The sequence below is a fragment of the Phormidesmis sp. 146-33 genome (assembly GCF_052939515.1).
This window is the reverse complement of sequence record NZ_JBJPHU010000136.1, coordinates 1-16,601: the sequence shown is the minus strand read 5'-3', so window position 1 is coordinate 16,601 and position 16,601 is coordinate 1. Positions and strand designations below refer to the sequence as shown.

The following is a 16,601-nucleotide window of genomic DNA, read 5'->3' as shown; positions in this document are numbered from 1 at the left end:
GAATTTACTGTCCTCTCTTGCATTCCGGCTTCCTAGTTTTGTCAGTCAAGCAGGGGTCAGCCCCCTAAATCTCTCAAGGCTGGGGGACTTTGAACCAGAAATCTGATCTAAAAGTCTCCCAAAGTTGGCAGCTTGGGGGGCAGAAGCGCTAAACAACACAGCGAAAAACCTGATTAAACTCACGTTCCTTGAATTTGCAGGTGATACTTCATCTCAGATTGTATGCCGCCTGTTTGTTTGAAGCTACCAGAGATGGGGGCGGCGTAACTAGACAGGGAACTGGCAACTAAGGCAATGTGACGATCGCTCACTGCTAACCCATGCGTCGGATCATAGCCTCGCCAACCTGCTCCCGGTAGATACACTTCTGCCCAGGCGTGGAGGTGACGATCAGCGCTGTCCAAATCGCCTTCTTGATAGCCGCTGACAAATCGGGCAGCCAGTCCGATCGCTCGACACACTTCGACAAACAAAACAGCGAAATCTCGACAGGAACCTTTCTTCTCGCTCCAGGTGACTCCGGGTGGGGTGGGTGCGCCTGTTTCGCGGATCATGTATTGGCAGTTTTGGTAGATGCGCTGATTGAGTTCTCTTAAAAATTGAATCGGGTCGCTTTGGGTGGTTTGCTGAATCTCCTGGGCTAGTTGCAGGGCGATCGGGTCGATGGCGGTGGGGTACTTCAACCCTTGTCCGATCAGGTAGGGCTGAAGTTGGGAGAGCAGTGAGGAAGGATAGTCGATCGGCAGTTTGAGTGCCCAAGACTCCATTAGATAGTTAAAGGGATTGCTCTGATGAGTGATGACCTGTGATTGGACTGTGATCGCTAGCGAGTCTGTAAGCGTTTGCGGAAACCATAGTTTGATCAGCGTGTTGCCATCTAAGTCGGTGATGTCCGATCGAGACAACGGGGTGGGGGTGACGGTCAGCATGAACATTTGCAGGGTTTGCCAACCATCCGATCGCGGTCGCAATCGTACCAGATGAGGCTGCAACATCACAGGCTGACTGTAGGTGTAAGTGGTAGTGTGAGTGATTTGGTAAAGCAAAGAGAGAAGGGATGAGGGATGAGGGATGAAATGGGTAGTTTGTGATCGCTGAAGGTGGGACGGTGTTTCTGGGATTCAACCCGCATTTTTTATCCGATCGGCTCCAGTGCAAAGAATGTCTCGAAGATCTTTTTACCGACATCGTTAGTGCGTCCTTGTAGATTGTCGAGAAATTCATGAAGGCCAGTGTGAACGATTTCGTCGATCGTGATGTAGTCTAAGTCCGATCGCAATCTTCCTAAAGCGCGTTCGACTGGACTGTTCCACGTTCCCGGTGGCGTGCCCGTGATTTCGTGGAGCGATCGTTCGGCTTGCTGGATGCAAAAACGAATCGATCGGGGAAATTCTCGCTCTAAGACCAAAAATTCTGCAACTGACTGGGGCGAGATGCGGTGGAGTCCTCGTTTGCGATACATCTCGTAGGCGCTAGCTGACTTGAGCAAGGCCATCCATTGCAACTCATCTAATGTAGTGCCGACATCTTTGACCGACGGGAGCAAGATGAAGTATTTCACATCGAGGATGCGGGTGGTTTTGTCGGCGCGTTCGAGAAATCGTCCAATTTGCCCAAAGTGCCAACCTTCGTTGTGGGTCATGGTGGCGTTGCTGACTCCGACAAAGAGATGACTGGCGAGTTTGACTTCGACAAAAAAGTCAGAAAGATTAGACAAGGACTGATTCTCTGAGGCTTCTTTGACCAGGAAATAAAAGGCGTTGACCTGCTGCCACATTTCGGAGGAGATGATTTCTCGCACCGATCGGGCGTTGTCTCGTGCGGACTGAAGGCAAGACAGGATTGAGTTGGGATAGGCGCGATCGAAGGTCAAAAATCGAATCACGTTCTCTTGGGTGGCTTCGCCGTACCGTTCTTTGAACAGGGGCAAGTCTCCGGTTGTCATCACCAACGGTTCCCACTGTTGTCCCAATCCCAAAGGCGAATCGAGCAGCAGGGTCAAATTCACATCAATGAATCGAGCAATGTTTTCGGCCCGTTCGACATAACGATTGAGCCAGTAAATTGAGTCAGCAACGCGACTAAGCATAAGAGAGGTTGGAGATGAGATTTTTGCCGATTGGTTTATCGTAAAGGACTGTTGGCGCGATCGTGCAGCAGTTTGATCGTTTTGGGATGGGTTGAACGTTGGTGAGGAAAGCTTCAAACATTTGTTTCTTCAGAAGTTGTGTTAAATCCTTTGATGATTTGACGAATCTCATCTACTTCTATATCTGACTGGTCAGACTTTGAGTAAATGTCTAACAAAACAATCAACTCAGTAGATACGATCCAGTAAATTAGACGATAGCCACCACTTTTCCCTTTTTGACTGTCGCTGTTTTTGAGCCTCACCTTCATAACTGTGGAACCAATACCAGGAATTTGATTTCCTAGAGATACTCCAATTTGCAATTGCTCAAGAATGGGCTGAAGATCAGCTCGAATTTGGCGATACTTCTTGACTAATGCTTTCAGCTTATGTTGAAACTCAGGAGTCAGTCTAATCTCGACCAAGGGTGCGTCGTCAGTCAACTTCAATACCCTCCCAAAGTTGAGAAAGAGGTAGGGTTTGTCCGGTTACTGCTTGCTGCCAAGAGTTACGAAAGCTTTCTGTTGAAAAGTTTGTATCTGCTTCCGGCGTGGCTTGATTTTCTAGAGAATGGGTTTGTTGAATGATTGTGGATAGTGTTTTTAGAAGTTCAAGCTGCTCTGCGAATGAAAGCGACTGAGCTAGATTAATCGCTTGTTGAAGTTGCGATGTCATGGCATGTCCTCCATTTGTAATTCTATAGTTTGAATTTTTAATTGCTCCTGTGCCCATTGTCGCAATTGCTCGTCGGGGTCGTTGAGGGAGCGTCGTGCAGCAGTTCAAGAGTTTTGGAATGGGTAAGCAATTAACCTTTCCAGTTTTCCTTTGCTCTGGAAAAAATTTCGTCCAATTGCTGCTCTTCGTAAATCTGACAAGAAATTTCTACATAGTCGGTTGAGTTTTGGTTGATCAAAGCTAGAAAGCGTAAAGTAGCTACCATGCCTAGCTCTTTCTTGAGAGCGGCGATCGCTTTGACTCGAAGTTGAGTGTCGTTCATAGTTGGGGTAGAGTCCGTCATGGGCTTTCTCTCCGAATATAGTTAACTGGATTCATGACTTCACAGGCTAATGCAAGTTTTCTGGCTTGCCGTGAGTTGCTCGATCGCACAGCAGTTTAAGGATTCTAGGATGGGTGCGATCGGGGGTATAGCAATTAATCTTTCTTGTAAATGTCACCTCTATTGCCAATGACATACACTTCGATATCACCAGAGGCGATATCAACTGTGAAAATCAGTCGAACTTTGCCAATTCGGAGCCTGTAGAAGCCTTCCCATTTCCCTTTCATCTGTTTGATGTCAAGTTCTGTAAACGGAATGATGCTTTGTTCTTCAACAACAATCAGCAGTTGATTCAGACTTGCTTGAATTCGGCTGAAGGTGCTAGGGTCAGCCTTCTCGATAAATTTGACTGCTTGTTTACGAAACTTGATTGCCATGCTTCACCCACGCTGTCATATCAGTCGCTTCATCTTCGTTATAATCAGCGGGCGAACCAAACTCGGCTTCTAGTTCTGCTTGTTCGGCATCATCAACATAGGGCACCAGGATTTTGCAGAGCATCAATCGCTCCTCCCGTAAAACTTCCCGCATAGTTTCTTTGATTAACATCTTCAGTTCTTGAATTTCCACGGTTTTCTCCACCAATTAAGTTTTGCCTTTCTGCGATCGTGTTTCTATTGTCTCTCACCTGCCATCTTTTCTAGTTGCTCCTGTGCCCATTTTCGGAGTTGCTCGTCGGGGTCGTTGAGGGAGCGATCGTGCAGCAGTTCGATCGTTTTGGGATGGGTCGGATAGTTCTCAACTATATATCTGAGAGCAACTAGACGAGGATTAACCAAAACTGTAGTTTCATTGGGATAATCTTTGTCTGAGTTGTCGCTGATGACGATATTACACAATAGTGTTAGTCCTGATAAATCATCCCTCAAGCCTCTAGCTATTTCTTTGACTACTGTTTGTCTCAGCCATACTGAGGAATCATATTGGGCACGCATCTCAAGTAGCAGTAGTGTGTCTGGGCTGTCTTTCCAATGATGTACTAACCCTTGGATTGCTTCAAACCGGACACCTATCATGTTCTGAGAACCATCATCAACCTCAGCATAGTTTTTGAGCCAGAAGAAAGTATCAGGGTCATCTTTCCAAATTTGAGATACTAACCTTACTGCTACTTGAGCCGCATTAATTTGAGCACAGTAATAAGCATCAAGTGATGCCTCCTCAGAAAAACTAAGACCATCTACAAGAGATTTTATGTCTCCTAGCAATGCTGTCGAGATCTCTTCTACAAGGTTACGGTTTTTTACTTCACATAAGCATTCAGCCGCAAGAAATAAATGTCTATACTCATATTCCCAAGTTTCCTCACTCATCAAATAGCTGATTAATGTCCCAGCAATTTTCTCGTCAAGCGTCCCACAAATCAACCTCAAAACCTCATGCCAAGTTTCATCCTGCCAGTGTTGACCGAAGACCTCATCTCGCAATTGTTCAAAGGTCAAAGTGCGCTGTTTCTCAAATCGATGAACAATCTCAATCGCGCAAAAATATTCTAAAAAAGTGCGATGAACAAAGCCATAGGTGTCGGCTCCCCGATCGCACAAAATCCAATTCCGATGCCGCAACTGGTCAACCACCCGATTCGCCTTCTCACGCGGTTCACCATAGCTCTGATCGCGCAAATAGTCGGTCAAAATTCGAGTCAGGCGATCGGCGCTAATCAGATTTCCTTTCAGCCCGTCTTCGCTAGTTTGCATCTCGTAGGCAATCAGGCGTAACATTTCCTGTTTTTCGCGCCGCCCGATCGTATCCATCGGCAAATTTAACCGCTTGTGATCCACATCCCAGTGATAGAGCAACACTCGCGAGGCTTGATCGTAGAGGTCGGCACGATCGCGGGGTAATTCTTGCCGTCGATTTAGAATTGCCATCATCGTCAGCAATAAGGGATTATCTGCAAGGTTTTGGATGGCTTTGGAGTTGGCGATCGCTTCTTTCAATCGTGTGACTAATCGAAGCTTATCGACATCATTTCCTAACGCCAAGGTGTACCAGCGATCGATGAATTCATGAATCTCATCAGTATCGAGCGGCTGAATCGTAAAGTGACGGAAATTCGCGTGTTGTAGTCGTTCTGGGTTATAGCCAATAGTGCGCGTTGTAATCAAGATTTGCGCTTTCGGATATTGCTGGGCAAAGCGGATGATGTCGTCAATGATGGCGGATTGAGTGGAGCGATCGAACACCTCATCCAATCCATCAAACATCACCAGCGTTGAATGTTCCTGCAAATGCTGATCAAGTTGCTGTTGATCAAACTGCCAATCGACACCCCGCCCACGATGCAGAAAGTCTAAAAAGTTATTAACTGGCGCAACTGCATACTCTTTCAACTCAATTAATAGCGGCAATAATTTAGTCTTGCTCTCCACCCATTCCAGCGCCAGATATTGCAATAGCGTAGACTTTCCTGCCCCCGGATCGCCCAGCATCACCGCTCGTTGAGAATCTGCAACTGCCTCCAACACCTTCTGAGAGGGTTGCTGAAAGTAGGCTTGTCGATAGTGTTTTAGAGCTTCGGGAGACAAATCAGATTCTAATTGTCCCCGTGCTTGGAGTTGACGCTTTAGATCTAGCGGCAGTTCTGGTGGTAATGCTTCTCGTACTGTTTGTTCAATGAACATATTCCAGAGCTTGATCGCATCCATTTGATCGGTACTGTCGATCGCATACAGCTTCAAATGCCCATAGCTACACTGCAAACTCTCTCGATATTTAGCGACATCAAAACCGGGTGAGATTTGAGCCGTGTTATGAGCAATTTCTTCTAGTAGTTCAGTTTCTAGAAGCGATCGCAGCTCCGGCATTTCTCGCACGATTCGCCGCACTCTTTCTAGATACAAACTGCCGACTTGCTGCCAGTCAAATCTCTGTGGCAGAACTGGAAACGACTTGTCTCTCAACCTCGATCGCTTCCAAATAGTTTCTAACGCTGTCGTGTCAATCGCCGCACAGTCTTTTTCAAACGCTTTGCCCAACAGAGGTTTGACCGATTCATTTTTCACAAACTCAATCAGGGCTGGATCGTAGCGATCGCGGATTTCTGCTCTCGATAATTCTTGATCTTCCAGTTCTTCTGCCACGATCGCCAGAAACTCTTTTAGAGCCATTGCCACCGCTTTTTTTGCCACCTCTGGTTTGGCAGCCGTGATCCCTTCTTTGAGGCAACCCTTCAAGAAATCCTTTACGTAGTCCTCTGCGGCAGATTGCCCCAACTTCAGAGCTTGCTCAAAGATGGCTTTACCGATTTCCGCAGCGCCGATCGTTATTGACCATTCCAACATACTGAATGCTCAGAGGTATCGAATCTTGTTACCAAGATGGCATCTAGGGTAGCAGTCAGACTCAGTAGCGGTGAAATCAAGTCATGGGCTGCTCTTCACTGACAGACGACCCAGGTATCTTTACTGCCGCCGCCCTGAGATGAATTGACGACGAGAGAGCCTTTTTTGAGCGCGACGCGAGTTAGACCACCGGGATTGACATAAATCTCTTTGCCGTAAAGGACATAAGGGCGTAGATCGACGTGACAACCCTCAAACTGATCTCCGATTAGAGACGGGACACGAGACAGTGCGAGAGTCGGCTGGGCAATATACTTGCGCGGGTTAGCTTTGATCTTCTCGGCAAACTCAGCTTGCTCCGCCTGGGTCGAATGTGGGCCGATTAACATCCCATAACCGCCTGACTCATCCGCCGCTTTGACGACGAGCTTATCCAAATTGGCAAGAACGTGATTTTGCTGCTGTGCCTCCCAACAGAGATAAGTCGGGACATTTGAAAGAATCGGCTCTTCGCCCAAATAATAGCGAATCATCGCCGGAACGAAGGCATAAATCACTTTGTCGTCAGCGACCCCGGTTCCCAGTGCGTTCGCCAATCCCAATCGACCGTTACGATAAACCTCCATCAAGCCCGGAATCCCCAACAGCGAATCGGGACGAAACGCCAGGGGATCGATGTATTCATCATCAATGCGGCGATAAATCACGTCTACCCGCTTTAAGCCCTTGGTCGTCCGCATCTGCAAATAGCCATCAGACACGACCAGATCCCGACCTTCGACCAACTCCACGCCCATCTGCTGCGCCAAAAAAGAATGCTCAAAATAAGCCGAGTTATACATTCCCGGTGTCAGCAAAACGACGGTGGGATCGGGCAAATGGTTGGGCGCAAGATTCAGGAGCGTTTCGAGCAGATGACTGGGATACTCCTCCACAGGCTGAATCTTCATCGTATTAAAGACAAGGGGCAGCGTACTTTTCATCACGCGCCGACTTTCTAAGACATAAGACACCCCAGACGGACAGCGCAAATTGTCTTCGAGCACATACCACTCGCCATCGCGATCGCGCACCAGATCCGTCCCAGTAATATGGCACCAAATATTTTCTGGCGGCTTTAACCCCAGACACTGCTTCATGAATCCCTTAGATGAGAGAATCAACTCCTCCGGGATCACGCTGTCTCGAATAATCTTCTGCTCGCCGTAAATATCTCTAAGAAACTGATTGAGCGCATAGATTCGCTGCTTCAACCCCTTCTCAAGCTTGGCCCAATCTTGACCCGACAAGACCCGTGGAATGATATCAAACGGAAAAATTCGCTCGGTGCCCTCATTGTCACTGTAGACATTAAACGTCACACCCATCTTAAACAGGGCAATTTGGGCCGCTTGCTGACGGCGTTGTAGCTCTGCGATCGTCAATGAGTTAATCCGATTGATCAAAGGAACGGCTTCGGGCCGAGGTTGCCCTTTGGTGATAAAAAGCTCATCGTAAAAATCACCAGGTTCGTAATCGTCCAAGTTCACGGCTTGCCCAACGTTAACGTTACCCTAATCAATAGAATTGTGTCCGACTTCAAACTGTAACAACGACTACGTTATTTTCTTTTCATCGTCCCTCAAGGATTATAGATTGAGTAGAACCGACGATCGAGCTACAAAGTTCGATACTATTTGACATCAATTCGATGAAGTTTTTTCGCTGCGTTGTTCAGCGCTTCTGCCCCCCAAGCTGCCAATTTTAAGAAACCTCAAGAGAAGACTTCTGGTTCAAAGTCCCCCACTCGTGGGGGATTTAGGGGACTGTCCGGATTAATCACCGTAGCGAAAGATCTCATCAAAACTCAAGCTCATCCCTTCTTCGACACCGCCGCACAATCTTTGACATACCACCGCCAGAGCAAGTCGGCTCCTTGAGTCAACCCGATGCGCGTCGTCTGGACAAAGGAAATCGAGTGGCGATCGATCTGATCTTGATAATCCTGGCTGCGAGGCTCCAACCACAAAGGCTCTCCAGGCTGTAGCGGTTTTGCCGTTAGAGTGAGATCGATTTTGAGCGCACGACAGAGTTTTCCGGGCCCAGCACCCACACGAGACGGCTTTTCGGCAGGACACCACACCGGAATCGTCTCCAACTGCAACGCCCGAATCAAAACCGCGCTAGGAATGCCATCCAAATCAGTCACGACATTCAAGCAGTGATACATCCCATAAATCAGATACACATAGGTCATCCCCGCCGGGCCAAACATCACTTTGTTACGCGGAGTCTGACGGCGGTAAGCGTGGCAAGCCGGATCGCCCTCCGTATAAGCCTCCGTCTCCACAATCAGCCCCCGAATCAGTGACCCATCTGGCAACCGACGCACGATCGTACAGCCCAACAAATCAGGCGCGACGAGAAGAGACGATCGAGACAGCCAATCTGGTTGAATAAAAGGCGTAATGCTCAAAATTCAAAACTCAAAACTCCACTTCTCACTTTAGGAGAATCTGAGAAAAATCTTTGGTTTATCAAGATTACAGAGAGTTCAGTATAAGATCACTGCCAAAGGTTACAGGCATTTCTGCCTCATCAACGGTACACTTCAGATAAACTCATCATAGAAACTCATATGGATGTCAAGCTCGTTTTACTCATGCTGACTGGCGTTTTCACGATCGCGTGTCTTTTCTTTGGCACCCGCAACGGCTTCTACGACTCTGACAACTACCACGGCAACGGGTCAGCCCATTAATCGAGTCGTTTAGATTAAAGCTAGACGTTGGTCGCCAAGAGCGATTTCTATAACCAGATATTGCGATCGTTAGACTGTGATTCAACTGGATTGTTTGCCCTATGGCGTGGGTCATGCGGATGAAGGGGTGTGTTTACTCGTCCGGATGGGGCCATACCGGGTTTTGCTCGATTGTGGATTGCGTGACCTTTCGTCGCTGACTGGCTTGAGGGCTGACGTTTGTCCTGCGGATTTGGTGTTGTGCAGCCACGCCCACGCCGACCATGCAAGAGGATTGCTGTCACTGCATCAAGCATTTCCCAAACTGCCCATTTATTCCAGCGAGGTGACGACTCAACTCCTGCCGCTCAACTGGACAGGTGCACCGATGTTTAGCCATGCCCTGCCGTGGCGATCGCCCGTTGAGTTTCAAGATGGACTAACCGCAGAATTGTTTCCCGCCGGACACTTACCCGGAGCGGCCGTCATTTTGCTGACGTACACGCCGCCTCCATCCGTTTCCGATCGCTCCTACACAGTGCTCTACACAGGGGATTTCTTTCTCTCTAACTCTCGCCTCGTCGAAGGGCTACGCCTGGAAGAACTGCGGAGCTTGCAGCCAGATGTGCTGATTGTCGAAGGCAGCTATGGCACGGCCCGATATCCCCATCGACGACAACAAGAAAACCAGCTTGCCGAAAGAATTAGCAGCGCGATCGCTCATAATCAATCCGTTCTCTTACCCTTGCCGACGTTGGGTTTGGGGCAAGAATTGTTGATGTTGTTGCGAAGCCATCATTTGTTTACCGGACGCAATATCGACATTTGGGTGAATGGAACGGTGGCAGCGGGCTGCGATGCCTACCTAGAATTGCTGCCTAGTTTGCCGAGCGCTGTTCAAAATTTTGCCCGTCACCAACCGCTATTTTGGGATGAGCGAGTCCGTCCCCATGTGCGTCACCTTGAGGTCGAACAGCGATCGACGATTACGCATCCCTGTATCGTTCTCACTGATCTCACTGTCGATTTGAACCAGTTTTGTCAACCCGAAGATTCGTGGCTGGTGTTGTTGCCGCAGCAGGTTAGTCAGCAAGAAGGGCAAGCGATCGAGGAAGTTTCTTCGTCTCAGATCGCGATCGAGACCTATCTTCTGGCCCAACATTGTGACGGCCCCAGTACCACTCAGCTAATTCACAATTTGCGCCCTCAACATGTGGTGTTTGTGCATGGAGCGCCCAATTATTTGGCTGATTTGACGGGGCTAGAAGAATTGCACAATCGCTATCATCTACATTCGCCATCAGCCGGAAGTTTGGTAGAACTGCCGATCGGCGAAACTTTTTTGCAGCCTGTTGCACCTGACAATAACTATGAAGGCGAACTGGCAGAATTGGGAACGGTGGTGACAATTACACTTCCTGACTCGGTGATGGCCGATCCGCGCTGGCGATCACTAGCCGATACAGGCCTGATCGAAGCTCGCTGGCAGGGAGAAGAACTGGTTTTGCGAGGGCTACATCAGCGTGAATTATTGAATCAGGGAGGCGATCGACTTCCCGATTGGTCGCTGAGAGAATGCTGTCAAAATTGTCGTCATTTTCGCGGACAGCGCTGCTGGAATCCAGGTTCTCCCTTATTTAACTTTAAGGTGACACCCGACGGCTATTGTCCTGGATTTGAGGCGACCCAAGCTCTAAGCGAAAGTTTGGAAGAGATAGAAGACAGAGGATCAGACAGCTAGAGAACGAGAAAAGTAATTGAGAAATAACAGTTGCTCTACTGCTCTCTGAAGTGATCTCAAAAATCTAACCTGAGATTGGTGTAGATCTGTCATCCTGGGTATCATTAAGTTAAGGTCTGGTTATAGTTTAGTTATCAATTACTGAACCTAATCTGTCAAAGCCTATAGGCGTTTGGGCGGCGGATTTTGGGCGAGTGATTGATAGTTTCGATCGCCACTAGCTCAACTGTTTGGAGAATGCTTAAGTGAAATTTTGGTTAAAACTCAGTCTAAGCAATTGGGCAACTAGATTACTTTATTTATGTCTAGCGACAGATGTCGGTCTTATATTTGTTCATCTCGTCCACTGGCAAACGAGCCTCGCAAATAGTCATCTCTTCTCGATCGAAGCCGATCGTGGATATGCAGAATTTTTTCAATATATCAAAGAGTACTGGATTGTTCTTTTGTTAGGATTGACTGCACTAGAAAGACGCTCAATTCTATATTTAAGCTGGGCTTCACTATTTGTCTATCTATTACTAGATGATTCGCTACATATCCATGAGAGATTAGGTGAGTCTATTTCAATAAGATTTGCGTTTTCCGACTTATTAGGTATACGAGCCATTGATTTAGGAGAGCTAATTGTATCTGGAGCATTTGGGTTAACATTTTTAATCTTTATTGCTGTTTCCTATCGGTTTGGAGACTATAAATTTAGAAGAACTTCTAAACGCTTAACTTTGTTAATGCTTACTTTGGTTCTGTTTGGGGTGGTCATCGACATGATTCATGGTGTCCTTAACTTCACAAAAATAAGTTCTCTAATTGGGCTATTAGAAGACGGCGGCGAAATGGTTGTGATGAGCACGATCGTTTGTTTTGCCTTTAGCTTATTGGGATCTTCTCAAGCTCAAAGCGAGACGGCAACAAAGCTTGTAGAAAACTCGAACGCTTTTGAATAAAAGTTACTTTCAGCCTCTTGAGATTTTGTGAGTTTATGCCAAATATCACAGAAATCAGTTTGAAAAACTTTAGACTACCGATTCAATAGTTGCAATATTGCCCATTTTGATTGGTAATGTACAATTCCTAGAATTCAAATTCTTGGTCAAGAGGCTTCCATTAAACACAAGGCTGGATTTCTGCTAGTTTAAGTCTCCATACTTGCTCATCCGCTTCGCCCACATTCTCAAAGTTTACATATTCACCTTCATTTAGAGAACAGACACTTAGAGAACAGATTGCATAATTACAATCTTCAAAGTCGTATCATCTCACTTCCTCTTTGAAACACTACCAAACTCTAGCTCATACGATCGCTTCTACAGTACACCTGGAATAAATAGAGACAGATCTACATTGCACTTTAGGGAGTACTTTTAAGTCCGCGATCGCTAAAAACCCCAGTATTTCTCTCGCTATAAAGTTGTAGTTTTAAGGCAATCCAATAATGGGTGGTATTGAACTGCTGCCACTCAATGATTCAACTTCTATACCGATTTTGTGCTGAATTCGTGCAGTTGAGTACAATCTTGCTGCTTGCCTTCCTTTAAGCTACAAAAGATTGATTAATTTGGACTTTAGATTCCGATTCAATCTAAGATCTAAACTCCCAAATCTAAAATACCGCTATGGCAAATCTCACCCCCAATCCCAGCTACAGCCTCTCCATCCGCTTTCAAGTGCCCAATCAGCCCGGAATGCTTACTAGCGTCACTCAAGCCGTCTCCGATCGCGGCGGCAATATGGGGCAAATCGATGTCGTCGAACAAACCCGCGACTCCTCCACACGAGAAATTGTCGTCGATACCGCCAGCACCGAACATGCCGAAGAAATCATTCAAGCGGTGAAAGCACTGCCCAACGTTAAAGTTCTCAACAGCTACGATCGCACCTTCGCGCTCCATCAAGGCGGCAAAATCACCGTTCGTAGTAAAGCCCCTCTGAGCAGGCAGTCAGATCTGGCCATGGCCTACACCCCAGGAGTCGGTCGCGTCTGTATGGCCATCGCCCAAAACCCTGATCGCGTTTACGAATTGACCATCAAACGCAACACTGTGGCGATCGTGACCGATGGCAGCGCTGTTTTAGGATTGGGCAATCTGGGCCCCGAAGCCGCCATGCCCGTGATGGAAGGCAAAGCCATGCTGTTTAAAGAATTTGGCGGACTGGATGCTTTTCCGATTTGTCTCGCAACGCAGGACACCGACGCGATCGTTGAAGCGGTGAAAAACATTGCTCCTGTCTTCGGAGGTGTAAATTTAGAAGACATTGCGGCTCCGCGCTGTTTTGAGATCGAAGCCCGCCTTCAAAAAGAACTTAACATTCCCATCTTTCACGACGACCAACACGGAACGGCGATCGTCACGTTGGCCGCTCTGACCAACGCCCTAAAAGTCGTCAAAAAATCCCTATCTACAGTAAAGATTGTGATCAATGGAGCCGGGGCCGCCGGGGTTGCGATCGCTCATCTCCTCCTCAAAGCGGGTGCGACTCAAATCGTAATGTGTGATTCCAAAGGCATTTTGTCAAACGATCGTCCCGATCTAAACGATCAAAAACGTGCTTTTGCAGTCGAGCAACCGGGTAAACTTGCAGACGCAATGAAAGCTGCTGATGTCTTTCTAGGAGTGAGTGCGCCGGGAGTGGTTACGCCTGAAATGGTGCGATCAATGGCAAAAGATCCGATCGTTTTCGCGATGGCCAACCCCGTCCCCGAAATTCAGCCCGAACTGGTGCACGATGATGTGGCAGTGATGGCGACCGGACGCAGCGACTACCCCAATCAAATCAACAACGTGTTAGCGTTCCCCGGAGTGTTTCGCGGTGCATTAGACTGTCGTGCCTCTGGCTTCACTACTAGCATGTACTTGGGTGCTGCTCTAGCGATCGCCAGTCTAGTTGCTGACAGTGATCTAAACCGAGAAAATATCATTCCGTCTGTGTTTGACGATCGTGTAGCCACTGCTGTTGCTGATGCCGTTCAACGAGCCGCTCGCGAAGATGGAGTCGCCAGAATTTAAGCAAGATTGCCGGATCACAAATTTCCTCAAAAACAAAGCCAGGAGTGCTCACCCAAACCAATCCGCACACTTGTTTCATCCTCATTCCTCATCCCTCCTCGCGAAGCGGATTACCCAAAAGGGGAACAGATCATCGAAGTTCTCCCTCATCCCTTCTTCAAGGACTCACCAACAATCTCGCCTCACACACCACCTGTCCCGCCGTCAACGTCAATTGTTGAATTTGAGTTTCTGTTCCGAGGCTGACCGTGTAGCCGTTGAGGTCGTCGATCGCCATTCCTCGTTTTGCTTTGGCATGGGGGAGCCATTGAGGATTGACAAGTTTTAGCTGATGGGGACTAGCCACCTCAAATCCGGTACGAATGGCGATCGCGCTCACGGCTCCACTTACAGAAATTAATGAGGCACTGATGAGAACCTGATTCTCTTCGAGGGCAATTTGGAGGTTTTGCAAATTCAAATCGGGATCAGAGAGAGAATCGGTCAGATCACCTGACTTAAGCAGCATAATCAAAAACTCTTTGACTCCATTTGCCAATAGAGGAGCCTTCAAAGACGCATCCAGATCTGCCTGGTGCAACAGTACCCACCCCTCAACAGAAATGGGTTCCAACAACTCCAAAGCCTTACCTCGCAGCACCTGACCTAGATTGACGCGAATATTGGCTCCTGTTAAAAAAATCTCGCTCAGATGCAGACCCTGGTAAACCGCTTTGCAAGCCGACAGCGTGATCTTGGGAATGCAGCCCGACAGAATTTGTCGATCGCCCGCCGCAATCTCTAGCTGCAACGCTTCGACGTGTTCGACCTGCGATCGTAGCCACAACCTCACCGCCGGAGACAAAATTTTGCTAATCAGACGACTTTTTTGAGTTGGGGGATCAGTCTGCTCCTCCACTGGGTTTGAGTTCACATCAGACTGAGAAGAATCCATACAGCCTCAACATTAAGGATGATCGTAGGTTGCTCTACAGCATACAGGAAACTACAGTCGTCCTTTTTGCCTTTGCTAAATTCCTTTTTTGGGTGCTGATTGTCAAGAAATCCTGACATTTAGATTTCTTTTGGGATCTTTACCTTCTGTAAGCATGATTTGGCGATCCCCAAGTTAGAGAAAATGTCATGACTTCATAACATTACGATCCCCGATCTGCCCGAAAACTCGTCGATCGACCGAAACTCAACGCTTTGACCCCTTGACCCAGCTCGGACTTTTGGGCACTATGACTCAGTAGAGAGCGATCCCCGGATTGTTAACGAAGGTAAACTTAGACGAGTCGTTAGGAACGATTGATGCGGTTAGAAAAGATTGGAGCAAATAATTATGGCAACCGAACGTCCCCCTCTCGAAGAAATGACCCTACGGCAACTGAGACGAGTTGCAAGTGAGTACGGAGTCTCCCGCTATAGCCGAATGCGAAAAGATCAGCTTTTAGCGTCGATCGAAGAAATCCAGCGCACCCGATTTTCAACAAACCCATCCCGTAAACTTGAGGCACAGGAAGAAGTGGAAGCAGCAAAGTTTGATGTTGGACAGAGTGATCTCACAGGTGGTTCTTTAGCCGTCGTTGATGAAGACCTGGCAGATTTACCCCAGGGTTATGGTGAGAGCCGCATCGTGCTGATGCCCCGCGATCCCCAATGGGCGTACACCTACTGGGATGTCTCCAACGAACACAAAGAAGCGCTGCGCTCTCAAGGCGGTCAACAACTTGCCCTGCGAATCTACGATGTTACCGACCTGACCTTACAGTTTCAAAGCCCCCACAGCGTCCAAGAATATCCCTCAGATGAGTTGGCGAGAGAATGGTATTTGCCGATTCCGGTGAGCGATCGCGATTACATGGCTGAGATTGGCTATCGCTGTGCAGATGGTCGTTGGCTCGTCTTAGCGCGTTCTACTCCAGTGCGAGTGCCTCCGGTCTACCCCTCTGATTGGATTGAAGATCAGTTCATCACCGTCTCGTGGGAAGAAGATCTGCGCGACAAAACTTTCCTTGAATTGGTGCCTCCTGCCAAACGCATGATGATGGGCGAAGCGGCGATCGCAGGCACGATGACCAGCAACCCCATCTACGACGAAATTTTTGGATTGGCTCAAAGCATCGAAGCTCAACGGATCGCCGGGTCGCTCTACGGCTCCATGCAGCAGGTTCCCATTCACGAAGAAGCCATCAGTTCCTACGTCTTCCCGTCGGGTGTAGGCATGTGGGCAGTGCCAACGACTTCTGGCTTAACGATGTCGGGCGTGGGGATGTCGGGAGTCGGCTTTTCTGCCTCAATGCCGCCGATTCGTCCTCGTCAATTTTGGCTAGTTGCGGATGCAGAACTGATTGTCTACGGCGCAACTGAACCTGATGCTACTGTAACGATCGGCGGTCGGCCCATCAAACTCAACCCCGACGGCACGTTCCGTTTCCAGATGTCTTTCCAAGATGGCATGATTGACTACCCGATTATGGCCGTTGCGGTGGATGGCGAACAGACCCGCGAAGTTCACATGAAGTTTGAGCGTGAAACTCCCAGCCGTCGCACCAACACCAAAGAAGAAGCAGTGCAGGAGTGGTTGGTCTAAGAAGGGATGAGGGATGAAGCCTTTCAATCCCCTTCTTCTTCCGCCTATTTTCTAGTTTTTCTAAATCTCCCTAGTCTTTCCCT

16 protein-coding genes are annotated in these 16,601 nt (G+C 48.1%); 5 read left to right on the top strand and 11 right to left on the bottom strand.

The features are described from left to right. Positions 1–179: 179 nt before the first annotated feature. The 10 genes from ACJ2PR_RS31045 to ACJ2PR_RS31000 all read right to left on the bottom strand — a co-directional run bounded on the left by ACJ2PR_RS31045 (position 180) and on the right by ACJ2PR_RS31000 (position 8,930). Positions 180–1,046: a transglutaminase family protein gene (locus ACJ2PR_RS31045; RefSeq protein ID WP_446879879.1), complete on the bottom strand. Its 867-nt coding sequence runs from the start codon at positions 1,044–1,046 to the stop codon at positions 180–182. Positions 1,047–1,135: 89 nt separating this feature from the next. Continuing rightward, entirely contained in the window at positions 1,136–2,089 is a 954-nt protein-coding gene (locus ACJ2PR_RS31040; protein ID WP_446859268.1) for an alpha-E domain-containing protein, read from the bottom strand. 113 nt (positions 2,090–2,202) lie between these two features. Beyond that, on the bottom strand, positions 2,203–2,574 hold the full coding sequence (locus ACJ2PR_RS31035) for a type II toxin-antitoxin system RelE/ParE family toxin (protein ID WP_446865849.1): 372 nt from the start codon (positions 2,572–2,574) through the stop codon (positions 2,203–2,205). Next, a complete protein-coding gene (locus ACJ2PR_RS31030) occupies positions 2,567–2,863 on the bottom strand; it encodes a hypothetical protein (RefSeq protein ID WP_446879878.1) in 297 nt (98 codons plus the stop codon). The genes ACJ2PR_RS31035 and ACJ2PR_RS31030 overlap by 8 nt, the downstream gene beginning before the upstream one ends. A 73-nt stretch (positions 2,864–2,936) precedes the next feature. Next, positions 2,937–3,149 carry a hypothetical protein gene (locus ACJ2PR_RS31025; RefSeq protein ID WP_446879877.1) on the bottom strand — a complete coding sequence of 71 codons (213 nt, stop codon included), beginning with the start codon at positions 3,147–3,149 and terminating at the stop codon, positions 2,937–2,939. Positions 3,150–3,283: 134 nt separating this feature from the next. Then, a complete protein-coding gene (locus ACJ2PR_RS31020) occupies positions 3,284–3,568 on the bottom strand; it encodes a type II toxin-antitoxin system RelE family toxin (RefSeq protein WP_446879876.1) in 285 nt (94 codons plus the stop codon). Then, on the bottom strand, positions 3,549–3,761 hold the full coding sequence (locus ACJ2PR_RS31015) for a hypothetical protein (RefSeq protein ID WP_446859261.1): 213 nt from the start codon (positions 3,759–3,761) through the stop codon (positions 3,549–3,551). The genes ACJ2PR_RS31020 and ACJ2PR_RS31015 overlap by 20 nt, the downstream gene beginning before the upstream one ends. Positions 3,762–3,805: 44 nt before the next feature. Further along, positions 3,806–6,475, bottom strand: coding sequence for an NACHT domain-containing protein (locus ACJ2PR_RS31010; RefSeq protein WP_446879875.1), 2,670 nt, complete (start codon positions 6,473–6,475; stop codon positions 3,806–3,808). A 95-nt stretch (positions 6,476–6,570) separates the two neighbouring features. Beyond that, positions 6,571–8,004 carry a circularly permuted type 2 ATP-grasp protein gene (locus ACJ2PR_RS31005; protein ID WP_446865855.1) on the bottom strand — a complete coding sequence of 478 codons (1,434 nt, stop codon included), beginning with the start codon at positions 8,002–8,004 and terminating at the stop codon, positions 6,571–6,573. Between the two features lie 323 nt (positions 8,005–8,327). After that, positions 8,328–8,930, bottom strand: a complete 603-nt coding sequence (locus tag ACJ2PR_RS31000; RefSeq protein WP_446879874.1) for a DNA-3-methyladenine glycosylase — start codon at positions 8,928–8,930, stop codon at positions 8,328–8,330. 162 nt (positions 8,931–9,092) lie between these two features. Here ACJ2PR_RS31000 and ACJ2PR_RS30995 point away from each other — a divergent pair, with 162 nt between their 5' ends. From ACJ2PR_RS30995 to ACJ2PR_RS30980, 4 genes are all read left to right on the top strand, one after another. Beyond that, entirely contained in the window at positions 9,093–9,215 is a 123-nt protein-coding gene (locus tag ACJ2PR_RS30995) for a hypothetical protein (RefSeq protein ID WP_446859354.1), read from the top strand. 76 nt (positions 9,216–9,291) lie between these two features. After that, entirely contained in the window at positions 9,292–10,935 is a 1,644-nt protein-coding gene (locus tag ACJ2PR_RS30990; protein ID WP_446879873.1) for an MBL fold metallo-hydrolase, read from the top strand. 245 nt (positions 10,936–11,180) lie between these two features. Further along, positions 11,181–11,882, top strand: a complete 702-nt coding sequence (locus ACJ2PR_RS30985) for a hypothetical protein (RefSeq protein ID WP_446879872.1) — start codon at positions 11,181–11,183, stop codon at positions 11,880–11,882. A gap of 669 nt (positions 11,883–12,551) precedes the next feature. Then, on the top strand, positions 12,552–13,943 hold the full coding sequence (locus ACJ2PR_RS30980) for a malic enzyme-like NAD(P)-binding protein (RefSeq protein WP_446879871.1): 1,392 nt from the start codon (positions 12,552–12,554) through the stop codon (positions 13,941–13,943). A gap of 157 nt (positions 13,944–14,100) precedes the next feature. On the opposite strand, the gene ACJ2PR_RS30975 is transcribed toward ACJ2PR_RS30980, so the two are convergent. Continuing rightward, positions 14,101–14,877 carry an LmeA family phospholipid-binding protein gene (locus ACJ2PR_RS30975; RefSeq protein WP_446879870.1) on the bottom strand — a complete coding sequence of 259 codons (777 nt, stop codon included), beginning with the start codon at positions 14,875–14,877 and terminating at the stop codon, positions 14,101–14,103. A gap of 390 nt (positions 14,878–15,267) precedes the next feature. Between ACJ2PR_RS30975 and ACJ2PR_RS30970 the strand changes: the two genes are divergently transcribed. After that, entirely contained in the window at positions 15,268–16,518 is a 1,251-nt protein-coding gene (locus ACJ2PR_RS30970; RefSeq protein ID WP_446879869.1) for a DUF4912 domain-containing protein, read from the top strand. Positions 16,519–16,601 lie beyond the last annotated feature (83 nt).

Bases quoted from the DNA above. Each gene is read 5' to 3' on its own strand.
- ACJ2PR_RS31040 (WP_446859268.1), bottom strand. From the start codon at position 2,089: ATGCTTAGTCGCGTTGCTGACTCAATTTACTGGCTCAATCGTTATGTC.
- ACJ2PR_RS31030 (WP_446879878.1), bottom strand. From the start codon at position 2,863: ATGGGCACAGGAGCAATTAAAAATTCAAACTATAGAATTACAAATGGA.
- ACJ2PR_RS31025 (WP_446879877.1), bottom strand. From the start codon at position 3,149: ATGACGGACTCTACCCCAACTATGAACGACACTCAACTTCGAGTCAAA.
- ACJ2PR_RS31020 (WP_446879876.1), bottom strand. From the start codon at position 3,568: ATGGCAATCAAGTTTCGTAAACAAGCAGTCAAATTTATCGAGAAGGCT.
- ACJ2PR_RS31010 (WP_446879875.1), bottom strand. From the start codon at position 6,475: ATGTTGGAATGGTCAATAACGATCGGCGCTGCGGAAATCGGTAAAGCC.
- ACJ2PR_RS30995 (WP_446859354.1), top strand. From the start codon at position 9,093: ATGGATGTCAAGCTCGTTTTACTCATGCTGACTGGCGTTTTCACGATC.
- ACJ2PR_RS30980 (WP_446879871.1), top strand. From the start codon at position 12,552: ATGGCAAATCTCACCCCCAATCCCAGCTACAGCCTCTCCATCCGCTTT.
- ACJ2PR_RS30975 (WP_446879870.1), bottom strand. From the start codon at position 14,877: ATGGATTCTTCTCAGTCTGATGTGAACTCAAACCCAGTGGAGGAGCAG.
- ACJ2PR_RS30970 (WP_446879869.1), top strand. From the start codon at position 15,268: ATGGCAACCGAACGTCCCCCTCTCGAAGAAATGACCCTACGGCAACTG.